Origin of the sequence: Moritella sp. (assembly GCF_013215705.1) — a bacterium.
Classification (GTDB): domain Bacteria; phylum Pseudomonadota; class Gammaproteobacteria; order Enterobacterales; family Moritellaceae; genus Moritella.
In genome coordinates, this window is sequence record NZ_JABSQR010000017.1 from 26,821 (window position 1) to 50,588 (window position 23,768).

Consider the following 23,768-nt stretch of genomic DNA (forward strand, 5'->3'; position numbering starts at 1 on the left):
AAGCTTGATGTGACGTTTTTAGTGGTTTTATATGGCAATTGAGTGACGGCTTGGGATTGGATGTGTGAGCCAGTGCCATATTTTATCGCAGATCCACGGACTGTCATCTAAAGGTAAGTCGTGACCTGCGGTGGGGTGATAATAGATTGGACAATGCCATTGCGTGGCGATGGCAGTGCTGCAACGCACATCAACGAGTTGATCATGGGTGCTTGCCAGTAATAAAACATGCTCAATTGGTGCCGTTGACGGTGGGTTAAAACGACTTGCTGCATACAGTTGGCGCAAGGCGTTTTGACGGCTTACCGGTTGCTGCTGGGCATACTCACTCCAGCGTTGTGCTAATGCTTGATGACTGTGAAAATGGCGGTGTTGGGTGTGACTGGTCATGTTTAAAATGAGTTGTTCTTGTTGTAACGAATTGCTGCACAGTATGCGCATCAGCGTCGTGATGTTATTGGGTTTTAAGCGCTGATAGATCGGGCTGAATTGTTTGAAACTGGTATTAATAAACACCATGGCATCAATTTCATTGGGGAAAATAGTTGCCCATTCGGTCGCTATCATGCCACCCATTGAAATGCCTAGTAGGTGAATAGGGTAACTAATATCTGGGTTCTGCTGTCTAAATACTAGCCTGAATTGCAGGGTTATATCGGTGATCGAGGTTGGCGTCAATTGTTCCCATGCAGTGCCTGTACCCGCAATGTCGCCACAAAACACTTGGCAATTAAGTCGTTGTGCCAGTTTAACGGGAAAGTCTTCCCAGTGCAGCTGTTGACGGCATAACCCCCGTATTAATAACCAGGTTGGAGTCGGTTTGTTATCCGTTGATGACGTTATCAAACTATTCGGTATACCAGAGCGAGGTTGCATCGGCATGGTTACTTTCCTTGTTTAGTTGCGGGAGCCAGTGAGTATAAGAGCCAGTTACCTTGATTAAAAACTCCATTAGGACATGGTGTTGTCGTAATACCCGCTTAATACGGTGCGGTTGAATAGGGTGAAAGATCCCCGTGGATTGAAATATTTGCAGTGGATTTTTTTTGATCCAGGTCCATGATCCCATTTCTAATGTGAGAGGCAGAAAGGTGGTGTTGAGTGTCAGCGATCGGTCGTATAAGTAGTCCCACAGATCGCCATGGGTCATGTAATTACGTGCTTGCGGCTCAAATACATAATCTTGGTGTGGGTAGGTTTCAATAAGCATTTTTCGCAGTTTAAATATTTCTGCAAGGTGTGGGATCGGCTGTTTTGATTTGGCGTAAGGGAACCAGATCTGGTTGTTAAAACCAAAACCGGAATGACAATCTAACGCAATGCTAAAGGGGGCCGTTAATAATTGTTGACTGATATGCTCCACCAATACCCGTGATTCTGGTTGCATGGCTTGGCCTTTTTTACCGCGATACCAAGGCAGTATATGACTAATACGTTGACCGCCAACCAGCCAAGGTACACTGCCCACAGCATCTATCGGTGCGTTACGCATTAAATCGACGCCATTCCCATTGGCGCGACTATTATTAAGCATCCCAATCGGGTTCATCAGTGGCAGGAATAGCAGTTTTACGTGACTGAGTTCTTGATGCAGTGATTGGTCCCACTTCAATCGCCGAATGAGGCTCTCAAACAACGCTAAGATAACTTGTGTACCAATACGTTCAATACCATGGATGCCACCAATAAAGGCGATCACCGGTGCATTGGGCGCTTGTGAACCCATACTCACGGAATACACAGGATAGCTGGCGTTGTTAGCTGATACATGGGTTAACACTTGACTATGCAGGTGTTTACCCCCTAGTGCTATCAGCGTTTCTAACTGTTCGAGTTCGGGTAACGATGGCGGTGGTTGGATTTTTAAGGGCATTAATAATTACCTAGATAGGATGAAAAAATAATTAATGCATACCAATATAGCTAAATTGAACGATTTAAAGGTTAAATCTTTGTGAACTTTCTATACTAGATCTATGTGATTGATGCTTTTGATTATTATTCAATGAAAACACCCAATAACAAGCAAGGAGGCTGATTTGCATAAATCTTTAACGCAATTCTTACGCACTGAATCATCAGGCGGTGTATTACTTATCATCGCCGCAGTATTAGCGATGGTGGTGGCTAATTCCCCTTTTTCTGAACTGTATTTGAATTTTTTACACACTGAGATCCAAATACGTGTGGCCGATATTGATATCAATAAATCATTCAGTCATTGGATTAATGATGGTCTGATGGCGATGTTTTTCTTATTGATTGGTTTAGAAGTAAAACAAGAACTGGTGGAAGGGGCGCTGGCGAGTCGTAAAAAATCCCTGTTTCCTATTATTGCTGCGGCTGGTGGTATGCTTGCCCCCGCACTGGTGTATTTGAGTTTTAATAGTGCTGATCCCGAAGCTGTTAAAGGTTGGGCTATCCCTGCTGCCACCGATATTGCATTTGCATTAGGGGTGTTGTCGCTATTGGGTAAACGGGTGCCTGTCAATTTGAAAATATTTTTATTAGCGCTGGCGATCATGGATGATTTAGGCGTGATCATCATTATTGCTTTGTTTTACACTGTGGATATGTCGGTATTATCACTGAGCTTAGCGTGCGCCTGTATTAGCCTATTATGGCTATTGCACCGTTACAATATCATGACTTTAACGCCGTATTTAATTATCGGTTGGTTGCTGTGGGTCGCGGTATTGAAATCGGGTGTACATGCGACTTTGGCTGGCGTGGTGATTGGTTTTGCTATTCCTCTGTATCGTAAAGATGATAAAAATGATGTCGAGAACCCGCATTCACCAGCGAAAACATTGGCGTGCTGGTTACACCCTTGGACTAAATATTTAATTTTACCACTGTTTGCATTTGCCAATGCCGGGGTATCGTTAACCAATATTCAATTCACGGATATGGCTTCAGCACTGCCTATTGGTGTGGCGCTGGGACTCTTTATTGGTAAACCTTTGGGTATTTTTAGTATTAGTTGGTTCGCGGTGAGGTTTAAAATTGCGACGTTACCGGAGGGGGTTAACTTTAAACAGGTTTTCGCGGTATCCGTGTTGTGCGGTATTGGTTTTACCATGTCGATGTTTATTACATCATTAGCGTTTACTGACCCGGTGATGGCGGATCTGGCGCGATTAGGAATATTGCTGGGATCAACGTTGGCGGCTGTATTTGGTTATTATTTACTTGCTTGTGCGACCACAACTGAAAAAAAGATAGACATTGAAGAGGAAGCGTCTGGATAGGCTATACCCAAGTTACTTCAAGATGTATCTTGAAGTAACTTGGGTATAAAAGTCTATCAGGTTAAGGCGATATATTATATTTTAGATATAAAAAAACCAGCCGAAGCTGGTTTTTCATTATCGTATTAAAGCAATAATTAAAGTGCTTTGATCTTAGCAGAAAGACGGCTCTTAACACGAGCAGCTTTGTTTGCGTGGATCAGGCCTTTAGTAGCCATACGATCAAGAATCGGTTGTGCAGTAATAAATGCAGCAGTCGCTTCTTCTTTATTACCAGCAGCGATAGCTACTAGAATTTTTTTAGTCAGTGTACGCATCATTGAACGACGTGAAGTGTTGTGCTTGCGGCGTTTTTCAGATTGGATTGCGCGTTTTTTAGCAGACTTGATATTAGCCAAGGTCCTACTCCTAAATGTCTAAAGACGTTAATTTTATAAAGGCGAGGAATATGCCTTGCCTAACGAAATTTGTCAATATTTTTTGTGTAAATAACAAGCAAAATATTGGCAACTAACTGCAATGACAGTTAAGATGTGGGACATATTTTAGCAGCAAATGCGCCCGACGAATAGGGCTTGATTGACATAAAAGGTATTTCTTGAGTAATAAATTAATAAAATCTGGCCTTATCGTCAGTTCAATGACCATGATCTCACGTATTTTAGGGTTAGTTCGAGATGTTATTGTTGCAAATTTAATGGGCGCGGGTGCCGCTGCCGATGTTTTCTTCTTCGCCAATAAGATCCCTAATTTTTTACGTCGTCTTTTCGCTGAAGGTGCATTTGCACAGGCTTTTGTGCCAGTTCTGACCGAATATCAACAGACTGGTGATAAACAAAAGGTGCGGGACCTCATTGCATCGGTATCGGGTACCTTAGGTGTTTTGGTGACAATTGTTACCTTGTTTGGGGTAATAGGTTCGCCATTAATTACCATTCTCTTTGGTGCTGGCTGGTTTGTTGATTGGCTTAATGATGGACCCGATGCCCACAAGTTTGAACTTGCCTCATTTATGCTAAAAATTACTTTTCCTTATTTGTGGTTTATTACTTTTACCGCATTATCTGGTGCAATTTTGAACACTTTGGGTAAATTTGCTGTTGCTGCCTTTACCCCAGTGTTTTTAAATATTGCCATTATTGGTGCGGCATTGTTCATCGCACCTAATCTAGAACAGCCTGAAATAGGGCTCGCTATCGGGGTATTCATCGGTGGTGCAATTCAGTTCTTATTTCAAATCCCGTTTTTAGCAAAACAGAAGATGTTAGTAAAGCCGCGTTGGGGCTGGCGTGATCCTGGCGTGACTAAAATTCGTAAACTCATGATACCGGCTATGTTTGGGGTATCAGTAAGCCAAATCAATTTATTGTTTGATACTTTTATTGCCTCATTTTTAATGACGGGTTCGATTAGTTGGTTATATTACTCGGACCGGTTACTCGAATTTCCGCTTGGCTTGTTCGGTATTGCGATCGCGACCGTTATTTTACCCGCGCTGTCTCGAACACATTCTGCCAATTCAGATCGCGAGTTTAAGCAAACCATGGATTGGGGCGTAAGGGTGGTTCTATTGTTAGGTGCTCCGGCGATGATGGGCATGATAGTACTGGCGAGTCCCATGCTTAAAGTGTTGTTTATGCGCGGTGAGTTTAGTGCTAATGATGTATCCATGGCCTCGATGAGTTTGATGGCTTATGGCTCTGGTTTACTCAGTTTCATGTTGATTAAGGTACTTGCCCCAGGCTATTACGCGCGCCAAGATACCCGCACACCGGTTAAGTTTGGCATTATTGCGATGATCAGTAATATGGGCTTTAATATCATTTTAGCGATCCCATTTGGTTATGTTGGTTTAGCACTGGCGACGGCGGGCTCTGCGACCTTAAATGCGGGGTTGTTATATTGGGGATTACACAAACAAGGTGTGTATCAGGTTAATACCGCTACCGGCAAGGTGATCGCCAAGTTATTCTTGTCGGCTGGCTTAATGGCTGGTTTAGTGCAATATATTAAACCCGACATGCAGCAGTGGTATGACTGGGGTCTGTTAGACAGTAGTTTATGCCTGCTAGGGCTAATTGGATTGGCTATAATAAGCTATTTTATGGCTTTATTGGTACTTGGTTTACGCCCGCGACATTTTAAAATTACTGACTGAGTACAAATTGTTGCTGACCCTGTGCGTTGACTAAGTTATAATTTGTCATTTTAGTGGAATAGTTGGCAAAGACATGGAGCTGATTCGAGGCATTCACAATTTGAAGCCACACCATCAAGGGTGTGTTTTAACTATCGGTAACTTTGATGGCGTTCATCTCGGACACCAATCAGTATTAAGACAGTTAATCGAAAAAGCGAAACAATTGAATTTGCCAGCAACGGTGATGACATTTGAACCGCAGCCACTAGAGATGATCATTGGCGATAAAGCACCTGCGCGATTAACACGGTTACGTGATAAATACGCAGCATTAAAAGATCAACATATCGATCAGCTATTATGTGTTAATTTTAATAGTAAATTTGCGGCATTGTCTGCGGATGAATTTATTACCCAGTTGTTAGTGAATAAATTAGGTGTTAAATATTTAGTCGTTGGTGATGATTTCCGTTTTGGCCATAAACGTACGGGTGACTTTGCTATGTTGCAAGCTGCTGGTGCTAAGTATGGCTTTGACGTGGTGAGCATGGATACCTTTAGCGTTGCTCAAGCTCGCGTGAGCAGTACCATGATCCGCGACGCGTTAGCACAAGACGACCTTGATTTAGCCGCCGAACTATTGGGCCGACCATTCAGTATTTTTGGTAAGGTCGCTCACGGCGCTAAATTAGGGCGAACTATCGGGTTTCCGACCGCTAATATCCCATTAAAACGCTGCGTAGATCCCATAAATGGCGTCTATGTAGTTGAAGTGTTAGGTATCAGTGATGATGCGATACAGGGCGTTGCCAACATTGGCAAACGTCCTACAGTTGGCGGCGTACGTACCCAACTGGAAGTGAATTTATTTAATTTTGATGGTGACCTTTACGGCAAACAGCTTGAGGTTGTCCTGAAGAAAAGATTACGCGGCGAACAGAAATTTGCATCTTTTGATGTACTTCGCCAGCAAATAGAACGAGATGTCATTGCAGCCAAAACCTTTTTTGGCCTGTCAGTTTAATTTTTAATAATACCAATAACGGAATTAGGATACATGAGCGAATATAAAAAAACGCTGAACCTGCCAAAAACTGGCTTCGCAATGCGCGCTAACTTAGCGAACCGCGAACCAAATATGTTGAAGCAGTGGACGACTGATGATTTATACGGAAAAATCCGTGCCGCTAAGAAAGGTAAAAAAACCTTTATTTTGCACGATGGTCCTCCTTATGCGAATGGCAGTATTCACATTGGTCACTCAGTTAATAAGATCCTGAAAGACGTTATTATTAAAGCCAAAGGCTTGTCTGGATTTGATGCACCTTACATTCCAGGTTGGGATTGTCACGGTCTGCCTATCGAATTGATGGTAGAAAAGAAAGTGGGCAAACCAGGTCGTAAAGTAACGGCTGCACAGTTCCGCGAAGAATGTCGTAAATATGCGACCAAACAAGTTAACGGTCAACGTCAAGACTTTATCCGTCTTGGTGTATTAGGCGATTGGCAGAATCCGTACCTCACCATGGATTTCAACACTGAAGCAAACATTATTCGTGCTTTAAGTAAAATCGTTGCCAACGGTCATTTACAAAAAGGTTCTAAGCCTGTGCATTGGTGTACAGACTGTGGTTCTGCATTAGCAGAAGCTGAAGTTGAATACGAAGATAAAAAATCACCGGCTATCTACGTGCGTTTTACCGCGCAAGATCAAGCTGCAGTGAAAGCGGTATTTGGTAGCGATGTTGAAGGCTTAGTATCAACCGTTATCTGGACCACTACTCCTTGGACATTACCTGCTAACCGCGCGGTTGCACTTGCTGAACGCGTTGAATACTCGTTAGTTAATATGGTCACTGAATCGGGTTCACAGCAGTTAATCCTAGCAACTGACTTAGTTGAGTCTTGCATGACGGTGTTCGCACCAGAAAGCTTTACTACGCTGGGTACTTGTACAGGTGCTGCGCTAGAAAACCTACGCTTTAATCACCCGTTCTATGATTTCGACGTACCGGCTATTTTAGCGGACCACGTAACGACTGAAGCGGGCACGGGTGTGGTACATACTGCACCTGGACATGGTCAAGAAGATTACGTGGCTGGTCTACGTTATAATCTAGAAATTGCAAACCCTGTTGGTAACAACGGTGTTTACCTTGAAGATACGCCGTTATTTGCTGGTCAACACGTATTTAAAGCCAATGATAATGTGATTGAAGTACTTACCGAAAAAGGTGCGTTACTAAACCACCAAGTAATTAAACACAGCTATCCACATTGCTGGCGCCATAAAACGCCAATCATTTTCCGTGCAACACCACAATGGTTTATCAGCATGGAACAAAATGGTCTGCGTAATGCGGCAATGGGCGAAATTAAAAATGTGCAATGGGTACCTTCTTGGGGTAAAGAACGTATCGAAAGCATGGTAACTAACCGCCCTGACTGGTGTATTTCTCGTCAGCGTACGTGGGGTGTACCAATTTCTTTATTCGTGCATAACGAAACACAAGAACCGCATCCTCGTTCAGCTGAGCTAATGGAAGATATTGCTAAGTTAGTTGAACAGAAAGGCATTCAAGCGTGGTGGGATCTTGATCCGGCCGATCTCCTCGGTGATGACGCTGTTAATTATACCAAAGCACCTGATACCGTCGATGTATGGTTCGATTCGGGCTCAACGCACTTCTCTGTGGTTGATGCACGTAAAGAATACGCGGGCGCAGAGATCGACCTTTATCTTGAAGGGTCTGATCAACATCGTGGTTGGTTCCAATCATCATTGATGATCTCGACGGCTATTCACGGTAAAGCACCTTACAAAGAAGTATTAACACACGGCTTCGTGGTCGATGCGAAAGGCCGTAAGATGTCTAAATCTATCGGTAACGTAATGGCGCCGCAAGACGTAATGAACCGCCTTGGTGGTGATGTGCTACGTTGGTGGGTTGCAAGTACCGATTACACCGGTGAAATGACAGTATCTGATGAGATCTTAGATCGCAGTGCAGATGCTTACCGTCGTATTCGTAATACGGCTCGTTTCTTACTGTCGAATCTAGAAGGTTTTAACCCAGAAACTGATCTTGTCGCAACAGAAGATATGGTGGCATTGGATCGTTGGGCTGTGGGTCGTGCACACGCACTACAAACTGAAATCCTAGCAGATTATGAAAGCTATCAAATGCAGAGTGTGACGCAAAAGCTAATGACATTCTGTTCAATGGAATTAGGTAGTTTCTACTTAGATATCATTAAAGATCGCCAGTACACTGCAAAATCAGATGGTGTTGCACGTCGTAGTTGTCAAACTGCGATGTTCCATATCTTAGAAGCCATGGTTCGTTGGACTGCGCCAATTCTAAGTTTCACATCGTTTGAAATTTGGAATGCAATGCCTGGTGAACGTGCTGAGTATGTATTTACTGAAGAATGGTACACAGGTCTAGCACCACTTGCAGACGATGCTGAGCTGAACAACGCTTACTGGAACAAGCTACAAGCGGTTCGTAGTGAAGTGAACAAGACTGTTGAACTAGCACGTAGCAATGCTGTTGTCGGTGGTTCACTACAGGCTGACGTAACGCTGTATGCGAATGCAGAATTAGCGGCTGATCTTGATAAATTAGGTGCTGAACTTCGTTTCGTACTGCTGACGTCAAACACGACCGTTGTTGCTGTAACAGAAGCGCCTGCAGGCGTTGAAGCAAGCGCTATTGACGGTTTATGGATTAGCATTGCTAAGAGTGACGCTGAGAAGTGTGAGCGTTGCTGGCACTATAACGAAACAGTAGGTCAGTCAGAAGCGCATCCTACTATTTGTGCGCGTTGTGAAGACAACATCGAAGGTGAAGGCGAGAAACGTCAATTTGCTTAATCGCTAGTGTGTTCATTACGCTTATGCTAAGTGCAGAGTGTAAGTACAGCGCGAGTAAAGAAGGGTAATAACCATTAAGTTGTTATTATCGTTCACATAGAATGCCTACTGTGTACTGGTTAGCTTAATCAGTATAAACACAGTAGGCATTTTTTTATGGATAAAAGCTTAACCCATGTCATGAAAATGATATGATTGTTAACAATCTATTTAAAGATGCTGGATTGATAGTGATAATAATGCTGTCGTGGCATGACATTTATCGTCATTACGTTGACGTATCAAAGGATAATAATGACCGTAGGCACACATAAGAGAACGGGATTAATTTGGCTGTGGCTAGCCGTTATTGCATTTTTTATTGATTTGGGTACCAAGTCTTTTGTAGTCAGTCATTTTCAATTAGGTGAATCGGTAAATGTATTACCTATATTCAATTTCACCTATGCACGTAACTATGGTGCCGCCTTTAGCATGCTTGCTGACGCAGGTGGCTGGCAACGTTGGTTCTTTGGCGTGATCGCGGTATCGGTTTCTGGCTTGTTGATTTATTGGTTAAAGCAACAATCAGTCAAGCAATATTGGAGCAACATTGCTTATGCGCTCATTTTAGGTGGTGCATTAGGCAATTTATATGACCGTATTATTCATGGTTATGTAATCGATTTTTTACATGTGTATTGGGATTCAAGCCATTTCCCAATCTTTAATTTAGCAGACACCTGGATCTGTATTGGTGCCGCGATGTTAATCTTGGAAGCCATTATGGAAAGCAAAAACGACAAGGAATCATCAAATGACAGTTAACGTAGCAACAATTGGCGATGATAGCCAAGTACTCATGCATTTCACTATTACTTTAGCAGACGGTTCTGTTGCCGATAGCACCGAGCTACAAGGTAAGCCTGCTAAGTTGGTGATTGGTGATGGCAGCTTAACCCCTAATTTTGAGCGTTGCTTACTCGGTTTAACTGTTGGCGATAAGAACAAGTTTGAACTGCAACCAGAAGATGCGTTCGGACAGCCGAATCCAGATAATATTTACTATTTAGATCGAGCTAAGTTTACGGAAGTGAAAGCGGAAGTTGGCTTAATTGTTGGTTTTACTCAGCCAGATGGCGCTGAGCTACCAGGTATGATCCGTGACGTGATTGGTGACTCGGTCACTGTCGACTTTAATCATCCGTTAGCTGGACAAGTCGTGACGTTTGAAGTTGAAATTTTAGAAATTAATGCAGAATAAATAAGGTTGATGATGGAAATTTTACTCGCTAATCCTCGAGGGTTCTGTGCTGGTGTTGACCGTGCTATTAGCATTGTTGAACGTGCACTTGAGTTATTTGAAACCCCTGTTTATGTACGTCATGAAGTTGTACATAACCGTTATGTGGTTGATGGCCTAAAAGAGAACGGTGCTGTTTTTGTCGAAGAGCTTGATGAAGTTCCAGATGGTCGTGTGGTTATTTTTAGTGCGCACGGGGTATCAAAAGCAGTGCAAGCTGAAGCGAAACGTCGTGACTTAAAGGTATTTGATGCAACTTGTCCGCTAGTGACAAAAGTACACATGGAAGTAACACGTGCCAGTCGCCGTGGTATTGAATGTGTATTGATCGGTCATAAAGGGCACCCCGAAGTCGAAGGTACTATGGGTCAGTATGATAATGCTGATGGTGGTATGTATCTGGTTGAGTCGATTGCTGATGTTGCGACATTAACAGTAAAAGATGTGACGAATCTTACTTTCAGCTCACAGACGACATTATCAGTTGATGATTGCTCTGGTATCATTGACGCATTGCGAGAACGTTTCCCTGAGATCAAGGGTCCACGTAAAGATGATATTTGCTACGCAACACAGAATCGTCAGGATGCGGTGTCTAAATTAGCTGGCATGGTGGATATTATGTTTGTGGTTGGTTCGAAAAATTCATCGAACTCGAACCGTTTACGTGAAAAGTCTGAAAACCTTGGTGTACCATCTTACCTGATTGATAATGCTGGTGATATTGATCCGGTACTATTGGAAGGTAAGTTGAAAGTTGGTGTTACTGCAGGGGCATCTGCACCTAAGATCTTAATCGATCAAGTGGTTGAAAAGTTGAAAAGTTGTGGTGGCAAGTTGGTGACTGAAGTGGAAGGTCGTGCCGAAAACACGATATTTGAAGTGCCTGCTGAATTACGTATCAAACAAGTAGATTAATCATCATGACGAAGCAGCTCGTTTAGTTATCGACTGAACGAGCTTTGTTTATCCATTCCCTTTTAATACCACTGACTCACACTGACTATTTTATTCGTATTGCCTTCCTTGGCTCTATTTCATTGAACTATTGACCTAATTCAACGTTATGTCTCACAGAATGAAAGTGCATTGTGTTTACATTAATTGCACATTTGTGTAACATGTTTAAGTGCAAATTATTAAAGTGAGTTAAGTATGCAATCTAGAACGGAATCTGGATTCAGTCTCATTGAAGTGATGATCACATCATTCATCCTTGCCGTTGGCCTGTTGGGCATAGTGGCATTGCAAGGGATTGCGAAGAAATCATTAGCAGATACAGACAAGCAAATTCAAGCCTCTTTTCTTGCGCGTACAGCGTTGGAAGAATTACGCGCGGATACCCGTTGGCTTACTACCAATTCCAGCGCGGCCCAAAACACCGTCATCACCGACATTCTCACTAATGCAGCAAGCTCTGCGTCAATCAATAATATGGCATTATGCCGTAATATTACAGGTTTAGGCTCAGGCTCAGGAACCGTCACCTTCGCGGTGAGTTGGCAGATTCAAAATGCAGCAAGCTCATCAGCAGCTGCTAATGGCGCTGAATGTGGTCAGGCAATCGATCCGGCAATCAATCGCCGACAAGTGGTATTAACCAGTTTGATCTCGGGGGCGATATGACAGTGAAACAAGCGGGTTTTAACTTAGTTGAACTGATGATTGCGATGGTAATTGGTTTAGTGCTTATGATGTCTATCACCACGATGTTTGTGGATACGAAGGTATCGGCTAACCGCTCTTCGACTGTATCGAGTTTACAGCAGCAGGCACAGTTAGCGCTGCAGATATTAGTCGAAGACGTGCGTGGTATTAACAGTTGGGCAGAGTTTTCTGGGGAAGGATTTACGGGTGTACCGTCTGCTGTTACTGCCGCTATTGCTGATGGAGGCTGTAATATGCTACCCGCAAGTGTTGCAAGTAGTACTAGTGGGATCTCGGCAGGTGCGAATGTAAGTACCGCAGGTTGCCTTGCTACTGGCTTTACTATTACGGATGATAGTGATGTTTTATTTATCGCACGTGTCCGAGGTACCATAATCGCTTCTGGTGCGGTAATTACTAATGGCAACTATGTAGCTATTTCACCTTCTCAAGCGACATCATTTAAAGGTAGTACCCTCCCTAATATTGAAAACGCTGATATATACCCTTATATACACCATACCTACTTTACACAAAATCACGCCTCAGAAGGTTCCAGATTAAGTCGTTTTAGTTTTATTGATAATGCATTTGTTAATGATTTAGTGGTGAATAACATTGAACGTATTCGCATTAATTTTGGCGTTGATAGCAATGGCGATGGTCGCGCTAATCGCTATATAGAGAGCAGTGGCATTACCAGGTTAATGTGGGATAGTAATCAAATTGTCGCAGCCCGCATTTATGTACTCGCGCGCGCTAAAAATAAAGATCTGACCTTAAATAACAATGATGATTTTAATGACAGATTTATGCCTTTTGATCCACCGAATGATGATAACTATCGCCGTTTTTTATTAAGTACAACGGTCGTTATCATCAATAACATGATGGCGATGACGCAATGAAAAATCAGCAAGGAATTACCTTATTTATCGTCATAATTATATTGGTTGTAGTTACTTCTTTAGCTGCTGCGGTTATTACTGAGACACGACTTGGACAAAATGCGATTGGCTTAACCCAAGAAAAATTAGCCAATGAACAAGAGCTATTAGGCGGATTTAGTGAAGTGATGAGTAACCCTAATTTAATTAATGATATTCTGGGGCTGACGGCAACAGCAAGTTCTGCATTGGGAAATCTCCAATCACCTGATATCACGGTGGCGCTGACTCAGCGAGGCGAAGGTTATTGTAAACGAAGCGCAAAGGCGTCGAGCGTTAACCTAATTAATTGTCGATTTGTGAAAATGGATTTTTCACAAAATAACAGTCGACGTGTTCAACCATTAGCAATCACAGCTGGTGCAGAGCAACCATTTTTAGCGGCACAGAATCAATAGGAAAGAGCAATGAAATGGAACTTCAATAAAACCATCCCCAAAAGCCTTAGTGTCGCCATGTTTGCCACACTTTTGGGGGCTACCGCCATGAATGTGAGCGCAGATGAAAGTGAAATTTATCAAGCTGCATTAGCAGGTGCTAACAGTAAACCACAAGTACTGATTATTTTGGATACCTCTTCTCATATGAGAAAAAAAGTCAGCTATCCATATCCTGAGGTATATGACCCTTTTATCGCTTATCCACCAACCAGTGATACAGTTGGTAACTCACTTGTTAATAGCGTGTTTGGCGCGGACAAAGTTTATTTTAGTACAGGGGGTAGTACAGAGTACAGTGCAGAGGATAGTACAAAAAGCAGTGCTAAAGACTATAATAAGCAACGTCATGCCGCCGCAGAAAAGCAACTTGCAGAGTATAACGCATACCAGAGTCGTGAAGATAAGACCATACCATTTAATATTTCTAAAGAATATAAGGATTTTGTAGAAACGATTCCGGGAAGAAGTGGTAACTTCATTCGTGTTGAGGAAATGAACTGTAATGCTGCAGTAAGTAATTTAGATAGCGCTTTAGGCGCTTATAGCGACTATCTGACGCAATGGAATTCAAACCTAGCTCTTTACAGTTGGACGAAAATAAAACCCAGTAGCGGATTATTCGATGTTTTTTTTACTGAACATGTCGAGTGTAAGCAGGATCTAGTTAATAATGATCCTAAAAATCCTGGTTTCGAACATAAAGTCCTGCTTTCGGTTAATTCAAATAGTGAAGCTCGTAAGGATATAGCAGATGGTGAAATTGATGGTTATGCGGCAGATACTGATAGACAAGGTTTTCCAAATGCGAACCAATATACAGGGTGGTTAAATATACCTAAGAAAAAGGTATGGTGGAAAGCTTATGATAAAAATAAAACTAGTTTTAATGATATTGATATTGATATTGAGAATGATGATAATGATAAACCACCAATTGAAAGTTATAAAACAACTTTATATTCAGAAAACCTCGTAAAATGGGCAGCATTAAAAACAGAAAATAAAGTAGATACTAATAATAATTTTACACTGTCTCAATTACAAATAGCTAAAAAAATAATATATGAGTTAATGTTAAACACAGAAGACGTTGATATCGGTTTAGAAATATTTAATTCGAATGAAGGTAAGGGTTTATGGGATCTGATTGCGAATAATCATGGCGGTAGGATCATATCAGGCATTCAACCCTATGATACTGAAACTAGTCGAGCATTACTACGTAATCGTGTCGGTGATATTCTCACGACTAGAATAAATCGTTCTGCTTTATGTGAAAGTTTGTATGAAGGTTACTTGTATTTGTACGGTCAGAATATGGAATATGGTAATAAATTTTCCACATTAACAAAGCCTATGCGTGATAGGAGTATTGAAGACAATGGGAAATATAAAAACCCTTTAAAAGAATGGTCTCAAACATGCCAAACAAAAGCCTATGTGATCATTGTTTCACCAGGATATCATGATATTACAAGCAATTTTTTCAATTGGATTAAATGCTGGGGAATTAAAGATCATGATCATGATAAAGATGCGAATAGTAAAATCAAGTCTCTTCCAGGTGTAGACCTAACGCGTGCCATTACGATAGGAAATGATTGTAAAAAGAATTATTTGCCTGTGTTATCCCATTGGTTAGCTAATAATGATATTAATGACAAAACACCTGAAAAGGAACATATTGTTACTTATACGATTGGCTTAGGTAGTATAGAGCCTACATATGATACGGATGGCAACTTAATTGAAAGTTCAGCGGCTACGATGAACCTTCCTATAGATAATAAAAATTTACTGTTAAAAACAGCTGAGGGAGGAGGTGGTAAATTTTATAATGCGATGAATGCAAATCAGTTGCGTGATAAATTAAATTTAGCCATTGACGATATGAGAGCCAAACAAGGCGTTGTGACAGCTGTTGAAACTTCAACGAATACGAGTAATGTCACTAAAAATAAAGAGTATGTGTATTACTCAATGTTTGCACCAAACCAAACAAGTAAGTGGTCAGGTAATCTGCGTAAATTGAAGATTTCTGATAATGGTGTATTAAGTGCGTGGAGCGCATCAGCAAGCGCTGCATCAACGTTAAGTACCGCCCTAACAAAATCTGCCATTTCTGAAGGGTTAATGTTTTTTAATGACGATCTCTATTCTGGTTGGAGTAATACAGCTGGGTTGAATGATGTCAAGATTGGCGGTGTGGCTGAAGCATTAAAAAATAGAACCGAAGATCGAAATTTATATATGACAGATAAAACCAATTCCAATTTAGTACTATTAAATAAAACTAATTTACTAACAGTATTTGGTGTCAGTGATGATGTTGACCTTGCGAATAAAATCGGTGTATCCGAAGTAACATTAGATGATGCGATTCGTTGGTTGCAGGGCAAAAATGAATCCGGTGAGTTTAGAGATGATATCTTTGGTGACCCAATGCACTCTAGTCCTTTAGCTGTTGATTATTCAGACGGCAATACGCGGATCTTTATCGGTACTAACGCTGGTTTCTTTCATGCGTTTAAGGATGACGCAACGCAAAGAAAAGTAACAGAGGAATGGGCGTTTATACCTAAAGAAAATATTAATAATGCGCTGAAGTTATATCTAGGTAGCACTACGATGGAAGATCGCATTTATGGTATCGACTCGAGCCCTGTTCTCGCCAGAAGTGGTTCTGATCATATCATCACCTTTGGCATGCGCCGAGGTGGTAATACACTTTATTCTTTAACTGTAAATCTTGAGGATGGTGTAAGTAAGCCTGAACTTAATTGGCTAATGTCGGGGTCAAAGAACGAGGATGATATAGGCACCAAGGTAGAAGACAAGATCGGACAAACTTGGTCGACACCTGTTGTAACAAAAGTTATGCGTAATAAAACTCAAAGTGATAATGATAAACCTGTACTGATTTTTGGTGGTGGTTATGATGTTCAAAAAGATGAATGTGGTGCTGGAACCGATCACTCTTGCGAAGATGATGCAGTAGGTAATGCTATTTTTATTGTGGATGCAGATACAGGTGACATTATTAAAAAATTTAGTTCGACTATTAATGGGAGTATTAGTGGGAGTATTGCAAGCCAAGTAGCCGTGCTAGACAGCAATGGTGATGGTTATACCGACCGAATTTATGCACCGGATACCAGTGGTAATATTTATCGTGCTGATATGCCATCAGTTTTTAGAATTAATGATAAGATCGATTTTGATACATGGAACATGATAACACTGGCATCCCTTGGTGGAACTGGCTCTGACGACCGTCGATTTTTCAACCCTCCGAGTATTGTACGAACAATAAAGAATGGTATCGCTTATGATGGCTTATTAATTGGTAGTGGTGATATTACCCGGCCAAATTCAGATCTTACAGTGGATAATTACTTCTTCAATATACAAGATACAAATAAAGCGCCAGTTAATTGGGGAAGTGGTGCAGCTCCTAGCACGATATTAATATCAAACCTTAGTGAGGTGACCTATAGCTTTGAGAATAACAAAAGTAATGTCGAGGAGATGACAAATTCAAGTGTAGCTGGTTGGCGTTTTAAATTAGGTAGAACAAATTCTGATGAAACTACATCAGGAGAAAAGTCACTCGGTGATGCGGTTGTTGTGAATGGTATTGTTCATTTTAATGCTTATACTCCTTATGACGAAAATAATAATAATGGTGAGCAATGTGGAACTGATAAATCAGGAACAAGCACGTATTACTCCGTTAACCTTCTGACAGGAATAACGTTTAAGAAACCGATTGAACTGCCCAATGTACTTGCAAAAAGTATCTCAGTGCATGCTGCGTCGGCGAGTGGTGCATCGATACTACGCTTATTAGGTGTGGGTAAAGGAGATACTGATGAAGACGGAAATAATCCTACAGGTACGATGGAAACCGATATGAAGTTAGTACCACATTCTACCTACCGTTACTTCAATGAGGCGGTACAATAATGGCAAATAAACAGACGGGTTTCACCCTGGTTGAATTGATGATCGTGGTGGCGATTGTTGGCATCTTAGCCGGGATTGGTTATCCCTCTTACAGTGCTTATATTATGAGTAACAATCGTAATGATGCGAAAACGGCATTGTATAAAGCACAGTTATTACAAGAGCAGTTTTATTTAGATCATGGCCAGTATGCAACGTCATTAGCCAGTGGCGCGACGAATACCTTATCTGGATCTGGCTGGCATGATGACAGTGACTATTACAGTTTTGCACTTGGCGCGAGTAGTACTAAAAACAACTATACGATAATCGCGACTGTCGAAGCTGCAAGTACGCAGGAAAATGATACCGATTGCACCTCTTTCACGATTGATCATTTTGGTGTGACGACCTCGTTGAATAGCGCAAATACAGTAACCGCGGATTGCTGGTGATTAGCGTTAAATCATAAGTTTAACAATTTCATCGATTTAATTGCTTGTCTGATTGGCAATTTGAATTTGCTTAGGTATGCTAAGAGTTATATTTAGGGGCAAACAGGGACTGACAATGAAAAAAATTGAAGCGATTATTAAACCGTTTAAACTGGATGATGTACGCGAAGCGCTTGCCGAGATTGGTATCACAGGGATGACTGTATCTGAAGTAAAAGGTTTTGGCCGTCAAAAAGGCCACACCGAACTTTACCGTGGTGCAGAGTACATGGTTGATTTCTTACCTAAAGTAAAACTTGATCTTATAGTGCAAGACGATGATGTTGATGCCTGTATCGACTCTATCGTTGAAACCGCGCACACGGGTAAAATTGGTGATGGTAAGATTTTTGTTACCGCTGTAGAACGTGTGATCCGTATTCGTACAGGTGAAGAAAACGAAGAAGCGATCTGATTATTATCAGTGAGATGGCTCGCTGAAATAGATATAATTTTTGAAAAGCACCGCGCATTTATGTTCGGTGCTTTTTTTTTGTTATATATACCCAAGTTACTTCAAGATGCACAATCAGTTATAACAGCACAGCGTTACAATATTTGAAAATGGAATAACCATTATCTACATATTGTGCCTTGTTCTGATATCCCTGCTCGTCTCTGATATAGGATTTTGAAGTAACTTGGGTATATCTTTACTGATTGGATTAATAACGCAGGTAAAATACAGCCTCAAGGGCGTCTCTGAGTTAGCATTTTGACGCGGTTTGGGTATAATCACTTCATTAACAGATCCGTTTATATTATTAAATCTAAACAATCGCTCATATTTTAAGCACCCAGGACAATTACATGACTATGTCTACAGCTGAGATCCGCAACGCGTTTCTTGATTATTTTGCCAGTAAAGGGCACAACAAAGGCACAAGTAGCTCACTTGTTCCTGCTAATGATCCAACTTTGTTATTTACAAATGCGGGCATGAACCAATTTAAAGACGTATTCCTCGGTGCAGAACAACGTTCATATACACGTGCCACAACGTCGCAACGCTGTGTACGTGCTGGTGGTAAACACAATGACTTAGATAACGTAGGTTATACTGCGCGTCATCATACATTCTTTGAAATGTTAGGTAACTTCAGCTTTGGTGATTACTTTAAAGAAGATGCGATCTTATTTGCATGGGAATTTTTAACCGTTGTTCTGAAAATACCAAAAGAAAAGTTACTTGTTACTGTGTATGAAAGTGATAATGAAGCATTTTCATTCTGGGCGAACAAAATCGGCGTGCCTGAAGATAAAATTATTCGCATTGGCGATAAATCGCCTGAGAAGAAATTCGAATCAGATAACTTCTGGTCAATGGGTGATACTGGCCCATGTGGTCCATGTTCTGAAATATTCTACGATCACGGCGAAGACATTTGGGGCGGCGTTCCTGGCTCTCCAGAAGAAGACGGTGACCGTTTTATTGAGATCTGGAACTTAGTATTCATGCAGTTTAACCGTCAAGCTGACGGCACCATGGAAGAATTACCAAAACCATCTGTGGATACAGGTATGGGTCTTGAGCGTATTGCTGCAATTATGCAAAATGTACATTCAAACTATGAAATCGATATCTTCCAAAGCTTAATCAAGCATGTTGCAGAGACTATCGGTACTACAGATTTAGAAAATAAATCATTACGCGTCATTGCCGATCACATCCGTGCATGTAGCTTCCTGATCTCTGACGGTGTTATGCCATCAAATGAAGGTCGTGGTTATGTGCTACGTCGTATTATCCGCCGTGCAGTACGTCACGGTAATAAGCTTGGCGCTAAAGGTCCATTCTTCAACAAACTGGTTGCGAAAATGGTCGAACTCATGGGCGACATTTCTGACGATCTGGTAAAACAACAAGCAATTGTTGAAAAAATCTTACTTATCGAAGAAGAGCAGTTTGGTAAAACACTTGAGCGTGGTCTGAACATTTTAGACAACGAACTGTCACAACTAGACGGTAAAGTGGTGCCGGGTGATGTAGTATTCAAACTTTACGATACCTACGGCTTCCCATCGGATTTAACCGCTGATATTGCCCGTGAACGTGAGCTAACCATTGACGAAGACGGCTTTAAAGCTGCAATGGAAGCGCAACGTAATCGCGCACGTCAAGGTTCTAACTTTGGCACTGATTACAACGAAATGCTAAAAATTGATGCGAAAACTGAATTCTTGGGTTACCAAACGCTGACATCTGATGCACAAATCGTGGCATTAATTAAAGATAACGCTGAAGTTGAGCTGTTAAATGACGGTCAAGAAGGTGCGATTGTATTAAACAAAACACCATTCTACGCAGAAGCGGGTGGCCAATCTGGTGACCAAGGTGTGATCAAAATTGGTGATGCAGTATTTACGGTAACAGATACCAAAAAAGCGGGTAATGCAACTGTTCACTTCGGGTCAGTTTCGGGTGTGATCGAAGTAAATAGCCAAGTTATCGCCGATGTTGATGTAAGTCGTCGTAAAGCGATTGGCCTTAATCACTCTGTTACTCACTTAGCACACGCTGCATTACGTAAAGTTGTTGGCGACAATGTACAACAGAAAGGTTCATTAGTATTACCTGAACGTTTACGTTTTGACTTCTCACATTTTGAAGGAGTAACGCCTGCGCAACTGATTGAAGTTGAACGACTTGTTAACGCTCAGATTCGTGCTAACCACGAAGTTGTAACGGAAGTCATGGACATTGATGCGGCGCGTGAAGCGGGAGCAATGGCGTTATTCGGTGAGAAATACGATGATGAAGTGCGTGTAGTACGCATGGGTGACTTCTCAATTGAACTATGTGGTGGTACGCATGTTAAACGTACTGGTGACATTGGTTTCTTCAAGATCTTATCTGAGAGCGGTATTGCCGCCGGTGTACGTCGTGTTGAAGCGGTAACTGGTGATTCTGCACTGGCTTATGTGCACGATCTTGTTGCTAAAATGCAAGAAACTGCAAGCTTAGTGAAAGCGGACCAAAACACAGTTGTGGCAAAAGTGAGTCAAGTACTTGACCGCAACCGTAGCCTAGAAAAAGAAGTTGAGAAGTTAAACGTACAAGTAGCAAGTGCTGCGAATGCTAACTTGATCGACCAGGTACAAGTGATTAACGGTGTTAAAGTACTTGTTGCTAACCTAAAAGGTGCTGATCCTAAGTCGCTACGTAGCTCGATGGATGAACTGAAGAACAAACTGCAAAGCGGTATTATTGTGCTTGGTATTCCAGGCGAAGGTAAAGTTAACCTGATCACGGGTGTAACTAAAGACTTAATCGGTAAAGTGAAAGCGGGTGAGCTAGTTAGCTTCCTTGCCGTTCAAGTTGGTGGTAAAGGTGGCGGTCGTCCTGATATGGCGCAAGCGGGTGGTTCAAAGCCTGAAGCACTAGCAGCAGCGCTTGAATCAGTGACGCCTTGGTTAACTGAAAAACTGTAAGTCAGTACTAGTAATAATTAGTTAGCTATGATTAGCGAGTCGTTAATGGTGATTAACTAAGTTTAAATAAACAGTGTAATGGCAACGAGCAGGCAATCCGGCTCGTTGTTTTGAGCACAGGCGGTGATAAATTTAAAGGTTATTAAAGGAAGTTGTTGTGGCGTTGTATGTACAAAAATATGGGGGTACTTCAGTTGGTTCAATTGAGCGAATTGAAGCTGTTGCCCAGCGAGTGAAAAAATCTCGTGAACAGGGTAATCAAATAGTTGTGGTCGTGTCGGCAATGTCTGGTGAAACTAACCGTTTACTGGGTATGGCAAAAGCACTTGATGAGCATGCAGCTCGCAGAGAAATGGATGTATTAGTTTCAACAGGAGAGCAGGTCACTATCGCTTTGTTAACCATCGCCCTGCAAAAAGCAGGTGTCGATGCGATATCAATGACGGGTGATCAGGTTCAAATGAAAACCGATAACAGTCATGGTAAGGCGCGCATCAAAACTGTTGAAACAGACAACTTACAACGTCATCTAGATGCAGGTAAAGTGGTCGTAGTTGCAGGTTTCCAAGGTCGTGATGAAGATAATAATATCACGACGTTAGGGCGCGGCGGCTCGGACACTACCGCTGTTGCAATTGCAGCTGTACTGAAAGCTGATGAATGTCAGATTTATACTGACGTTAATGGCGTCTATACCACCGACCCTCGGGTTGAACCGCGCGCACGGAAATTAGATCGCATCACTTTCGAAGAGATGCTTGAAATGGCGAGCTTAGGTGCCAAAGTATTACAAATTCGCTCGGTCGAATTTGCAGGGAAATACAATGTACCTTTACGTGTACTATCTTCATTTGAAGACGGTGAAGGGACATTGATTACTTACGAGGACGTAAAAAAAATGGAATCAGCAATCATATCTGGCATTGCGTTTAACCGCGATGAAGCAAGTTTAACAATATCAGGTATTCCTGATGAACCTTTAGTTGCAGCCAATATCTTAACGCCAATTGGTGATGCCGGTATTGATGTTGACGTTATCGTCCAAAATGCACATGGTAAAGATGGCCTTGTTGACTTCACTTTTACTGTACATCGTGACGATTACCAAGCCGCGAGAGTACTCTTGGAAAAGACTTGTGAAGAATTATCTGGAAAAAATGTGCAAGGTAACGATCGTATTGCTAAAATTTCAATAGTAGGTGTCGGTATGTGGAATCATCCAGGTGTCGCTAAAACAATGTTTGAAGTTTTAGGTAATGAAGGGATCAACATGCAGTTGATTTCAACCTCTGAAATTAAAATTTCAGTGATCGTTGACGAGAAATATTTAGAACTCGGTGTACGTGCATTGCACGCTGCATTCAACTTAGATGTTGCTTGAACTGAGTGAATTAACAGCAAATTAAGTCTTGTTTATTCTTTTCTTGTTTTATATTGAAGCTTTTAATAGAATAATAAGCGGCCTAACAAAAATATAATGAATTAGTTGAGGAATAAATTAATGCTAATATTGACGCGCCGTGTTGGCGAAACGCTTATGATTGGTGACGAAGTTACTGTTACTGTTTTAGGTGTGAAAGGAAATCAAGTTCGTATCGGTGTTAATGCGCCTAAAGAAATATCTGTTCATCGTGAAGAGATATACATGCGAATTCAAGCAGAAAAAGGCGAAAGCCCTGAAGGCAACTTCTAAATTAGAATAATAAGATTATTACAGATTGGGTTTAGCGATGCTAAACCCTTTTTTTTATCTGTTTTTGATTATTTTGGGACTTTGCATCCTATTTTTGCTGCAATAGTAGTTTTGTTGTTTGAAACTTAAACAGTTGCTTAAGTGCGGTTAATTAATATTTGACTTATTTTCCAGTATCCGTATTATGAGCGCCAACAACACGGAGAGGTGGCCGAGTGGCCGAAGGCGCTCCCCTGCTAAGGGAGTATGGGCTTTAAATCCCATCGAGGGTTCGAATCCCTCCCTCTCCGCCATTGTTGTCCTAGCTTCTATCACATGTTGGAAAATGTGTTATAGTGTTTTGGTCAGCTTTTTGGTCGTTGGAAGAAATAATTGTATGCGGATGTAGCTCAGCTGGATAGAGTACCTGGCTACGAACCAGGCGGTCGGAGGTTCGACTCCTCCCATCCGCACCATTATTTCGATTAGAATTAATTCTAAGTAATTAGTAGAAGTTGAAAATACTTAATCTAGTTATAAAAATTATAGGTTAGACCAAATATGTGCGGATGTAGCTCAGCTGGATAGAGTACCTGGCTACGAACCAGGCGGTCGGAGGTTCGACTCCTCCCATCCGCACC

At 41.6% G+C, this 23,768-nt stretch carries 19 protein-coding genes and 3 tRNA genes; 19 read left to right on the top strand and 3 right to left on the bottom strand.

Features of this window, described 5'->3' with window-relative positions; translation table 11 throughout:
- Positions 1-27 precede the first annotated feature (27 nt).
- Both HRT96_RS12520 and HRT96_RS12525 read right to left on the bottom strand, forming a co-directional pair.
- Positions 28-882: an alpha/beta hydrolase gene (locus HRT96_RS12520; protein WP_293157085.1), complete on the bottom strand. Its 855-nt coding sequence runs from the start codon at positions 880-882 to the stop codon at positions 28-30.
- Positions 848-1,873 (bottom strand): M14 family zinc carboxypeptidase, encoded by a 1,026-nt coding sequence (locus HRT96_RS12525; protein WP_293157088.1) that lies wholly within the window; start codon positions 1,871-1,873, stop codon positions 848-850. Before HRT96_RS12525 ends, HRT96_RS12520 begins: the two co-directional genes overlap by 35 nt.
- 166 nt (positions 1,874-2,039) lie before the next feature.
- On the opposite strand from HRT96_RS12525, the gene nhaA reads away from it, so the two are divergent.
- The gene (nhaA, locus tag HRT96_RS12530; protein ID WP_293157091.1) at positions 2,040-3,251 is read left to right on the top strand and encodes a Na+/H+ antiporter NhaA; all 1,212 of its coding nucleotides are present in this window, start codon (positions 2,040-2,042) and stop codon (positions 3,249-3,251) included.
- 137 nt (positions 3,252-3,388) lie between these two features.
- On the opposite strand, the gene rpsT is transcribed toward nhaA, so the two are convergent.
- Positions 3,389-3,649 (bottom strand): 30S ribosomal protein S20, encoded by a 261-nt coding sequence (gene rpsT / locus HRT96_RS12535; protein ID WP_293157094.1) that lies wholly within the window; start codon positions 3,647-3,649, stop codon positions 3,389-3,391.
- Between the two features lie 200 nt (positions 3,650-3,849).
- Here rpsT and murJ point away from each other — a divergent pair, with 200 nt between their 5' ends.
- The 18 genes from murJ to HRT96_RS12625 all read left to right on the top strand — a co-directional run bounded on the left by murJ (position 3,850) and on the right by HRT96_RS12625 (position 23,766).
- Positions 3,850-5,409, top strand: coding sequence for a murein biosynthesis integral membrane protein MurJ (murJ, locus tag HRT96_RS12540; protein ID WP_293157096.1), 1,560 nt, complete (start codon positions 3,850-3,852; stop codon positions 5,407-5,409).
- 73 nt (positions 5,410-5,482) lie between these two features.
- Positions 5,483-6,415: a bifunctional riboflavin kinase/FAD synthetase gene (gene ribF, locus HRT96_RS12545; RefSeq protein WP_006033385.1), complete on the top strand. Its 933-nt coding sequence runs from the start codon at positions 5,483-5,485 to the stop codon at positions 6,413-6,415.
- A 33-nt stretch (positions 6,416-6,448) separates the two neighbouring features.
- Positions 6,449-9,268 carry an isoleucine--tRNA ligase gene (gene ileS, locus HRT96_RS12550; RefSeq protein WP_293157100.1) on the top strand — a complete coding sequence of 940 codons (2,820 nt, stop codon included), beginning with the start codon at positions 6,449-6,451 and terminating at the stop codon, positions 9,266-9,268.
- 294 nt (positions 9,269-9,562) lie between these two features.
- Positions 9,563-10,075 (top strand): signal peptidase II, encoded by a 513-nt coding sequence (lspA, locus tag HRT96_RS12555; protein ID WP_293157103.1) that lies wholly within the window; start codon positions 9,563-9,565, stop codon positions 10,073-10,075.
- Positions 10,065-10,511 carry an FKBP-type peptidyl-prolyl cis-trans isomerase gene (gene fkpB / locus HRT96_RS12560; RefSeq protein ID WP_006033382.1) on the top strand — a complete coding sequence of 149 codons (447 nt, stop codon included), beginning with the start codon at positions 10,065-10,067 and terminating at the stop codon, positions 10,509-10,511. The genes lspA and fkpB overlap by 11 nt, the downstream gene beginning before the upstream one ends.
- A 12-nt stretch (positions 10,512-10,523) precedes the next feature.
- Positions 10,524-11,468 carry a 4-hydroxy-3-methylbut-2-enyl diphosphate reductase gene (gene ispH / locus HRT96_RS12565; protein WP_293157106.1) on the top strand — a complete coding sequence of 315 codons (945 nt, stop codon included), beginning with the start codon at positions 10,524-10,526 and terminating at the stop codon, positions 11,466-11,468.
- Between the two features lie 237 nt (positions 11,469-11,705).
- The gene (locus tag HRT96_RS12570; protein WP_293157109.1) at positions 11,706-12,176 is read left to right on the top strand and encodes a prepilin-type N-terminal cleavage/methylation domain-containing protein; all 471 of its coding nucleotides are present in this window, start codon (positions 11,706-11,708) and stop codon (positions 12,174-12,176) included.
- Complete coding sequence (locus tag HRT96_RS12575; protein WP_293157112.1) at positions 12,173-13,105, top strand: PilW family protein; 933 nt, start codon at positions 12,173-12,175, stop codon at positions 13,103-13,105. Before HRT96_RS12570 ends, HRT96_RS12575 begins: the two co-directional genes overlap by 4 nt.
- Entirely contained in the window at positions 13,102-13,542 is a 441-nt protein-coding gene (locus tag HRT96_RS12580; protein ID WP_293157115.1) for a hypothetical protein, read from the top strand. Before HRT96_RS12575 ends, HRT96_RS12580 begins: the two co-directional genes overlap by 4 nt.
- 9 nt (positions 13,543-13,551) lie before the next feature.
- Complete coding sequence (locus HRT96_RS12585) at positions 13,552-17,550, top strand: PilC/PilY family type IV pilus protein (RefSeq protein ID WP_293157118.1); 3,999 nt, start codon at positions 13,552-13,554, stop codon at positions 17,548-17,550.
- Complete coding sequence (locus tag HRT96_RS12590; RefSeq protein WP_293157121.1) at positions 17,550-17,984, top strand: type IV pilin protein; 435 nt, start codon at positions 17,550-17,552, stop codon at positions 17,982-17,984. The genes HRT96_RS12585 and HRT96_RS12590 overlap by 1 nt, the downstream gene beginning before the upstream one ends.
- Positions 17,985-18,099: 115 nt before the next feature.
- The gene (glnB, locus tag HRT96_RS12595; protein ID WP_006033375.1) at positions 18,100-18,438 is read left to right on the top strand and encodes a nitrogen regulatory protein P-II; all 339 of its coding nucleotides are present in this window, start codon (positions 18,100-18,102) and stop codon (positions 18,436-18,438) included.
- Positions 18,439-18,833: 395 nt separating this feature from the next.
- Entirely contained in the window at positions 18,834-21,455 is a 2,622-nt protein-coding gene (gene alaS, locus HRT96_RS12600) for an alanine--tRNA ligase (RefSeq protein ID WP_293157124.1), read from the top strand.
- 157 nt (positions 21,456-21,612) lie between these two features.
- A complete protein-coding gene (locus HRT96_RS12605) occupies positions 21,613-22,836 on the top strand; it encodes an aspartate kinase (protein WP_293132698.1) in 1,224 nt (407 codons plus the stop codon).
- A gap of 120 nt (positions 22,837-22,956) precedes the next feature.
- Positions 22,957-23,148, top strand: coding sequence for a carbon storage regulator CsrA (gene csrA / locus HRT96_RS12610; protein WP_112715342.1), 192 nt, complete (start codon positions 22,957-22,959; stop codon positions 23,146-23,148).
- 201 nt (positions 23,149-23,349) lie between these two features.
- A tRNA-Ser gene (locus tag HRT96_RS12615) sits at positions 23,350-23,441 on the top strand.
- Positions 23,442-23,526: 85 nt separating this feature from the next.
- Positions 23,527-23,603, top strand: a tRNA-Arg gene (locus HRT96_RS12620).
- Positions 23,604-23,692: 89 nt separating this feature from the next.
- Positions 23,693-23,766: transfer RNA gene (locus HRT96_RS12625), tRNA-Arg, on the top strand.
- The last annotated feature ends 2 nt before the right edge of the window (positions 23,767-23,768 follow it).

What these genes read in the sequence shown, in the direction of transcription:
- ribF (WP_006033385.1), top strand. Translation starts at nt 5,483, where the DNA reads ATGGAGCTGATTCGAGGCATTCACAATTTGAAGCCACACCATCAAGGG.
- HRT96_RS12585 (WP_293157118.1), top strand. Translation starts at nt 13,552, where the DNA reads ATGAAATGGAACTTCAATAAAACCATCCCCAAAAGCCTTAGTGTCGCC.
- HRT96_RS12575 (WP_293157112.1), top strand. Translation starts at nt 12,173, where the DNA reads ATGACAGTGAAACAAGCGGGTTTTAACTTAGTTGAACTGATGATTGCG.
- HRT96_RS12525 (WP_293157088.1), bottom strand. Translation starts at nt 1,873, where the DNA reads ATGCCCTTAAAAATCCAACCACCGCCATCGTTACCCGAACTCGAACAG.
- HRT96_RS12580 (WP_293157115.1), top strand. Translation starts at nt 13,102, where the DNA reads ATGAAAAATCAGCAAGGAATTACCTTATTTATCGTCATAATTATATTG.
- alaS (WP_293157124.1), top strand. Translation starts at nt 18,834, where the DNA reads ATGACTATGTCTACAGCTGAGATCCGCAACGCGTTTCTTGATTATTTT.
- HRT96_RS12570 (WP_293157109.1), top strand. Translation starts at nt 11,706, where the DNA reads ATGCAATCTAGAACGGAATCTGGATTCAGTCTCATTGAAGTGATGATC.
- glnB (WP_006033375.1), top strand. Translation starts at nt 18,100, where the DNA reads ATGAAAAAAATTGAAGCGATTATTAAACCGTTTAAACTGGATGATGTA.
- HRT96_RS12590 (WP_293157121.1), top strand. Translation starts at nt 17,550, where the DNA reads ATGGCAAATAAACAGACGGGTTTCACCCTGGTTGAATTGATGATCGTG.
- ispH (WP_293157106.1), top strand. Translation starts at nt 10,524, where the DNA reads ATGGAAATTTTACTCGCTAATCCTCGAGGGTTCTGTGCTGGTGTTGAC.
- csrA (WP_112715342.1), top strand. Translation starts at nt 22,957, where the DNA reads ATGCTAATATTGACGCGCCGTGTTGGCGAAACGCTTATGATTGGTGAC.
- HRT96_RS12520 (WP_293157085.1), bottom strand. Translation starts at nt 882, where the DNA reads ATGCCGATGCAACCTCGCTCTGGTATACCGAATAGTTTGATAACGTCA.
- fkpB (WP_006033382.1), top strand. Translation starts at nt 10,065, where the DNA reads ATGACAGTTAACGTAGCAACAATTGGCGATGATAGCCAAGTACTCATG.
- lspA (WP_293157103.1), top strand. Translation starts at nt 9,563, where the DNA reads ATGACCGTAGGCACACATAAGAGAACGGGATTAATTTGGCTGTGGCTA.
- ileS (WP_293157100.1), top strand. Translation starts at nt 6,449, where the DNA reads ATGAGCGAATATAAAAAAACGCTGAACCTGCCAAAAACTGGCTTCGCA.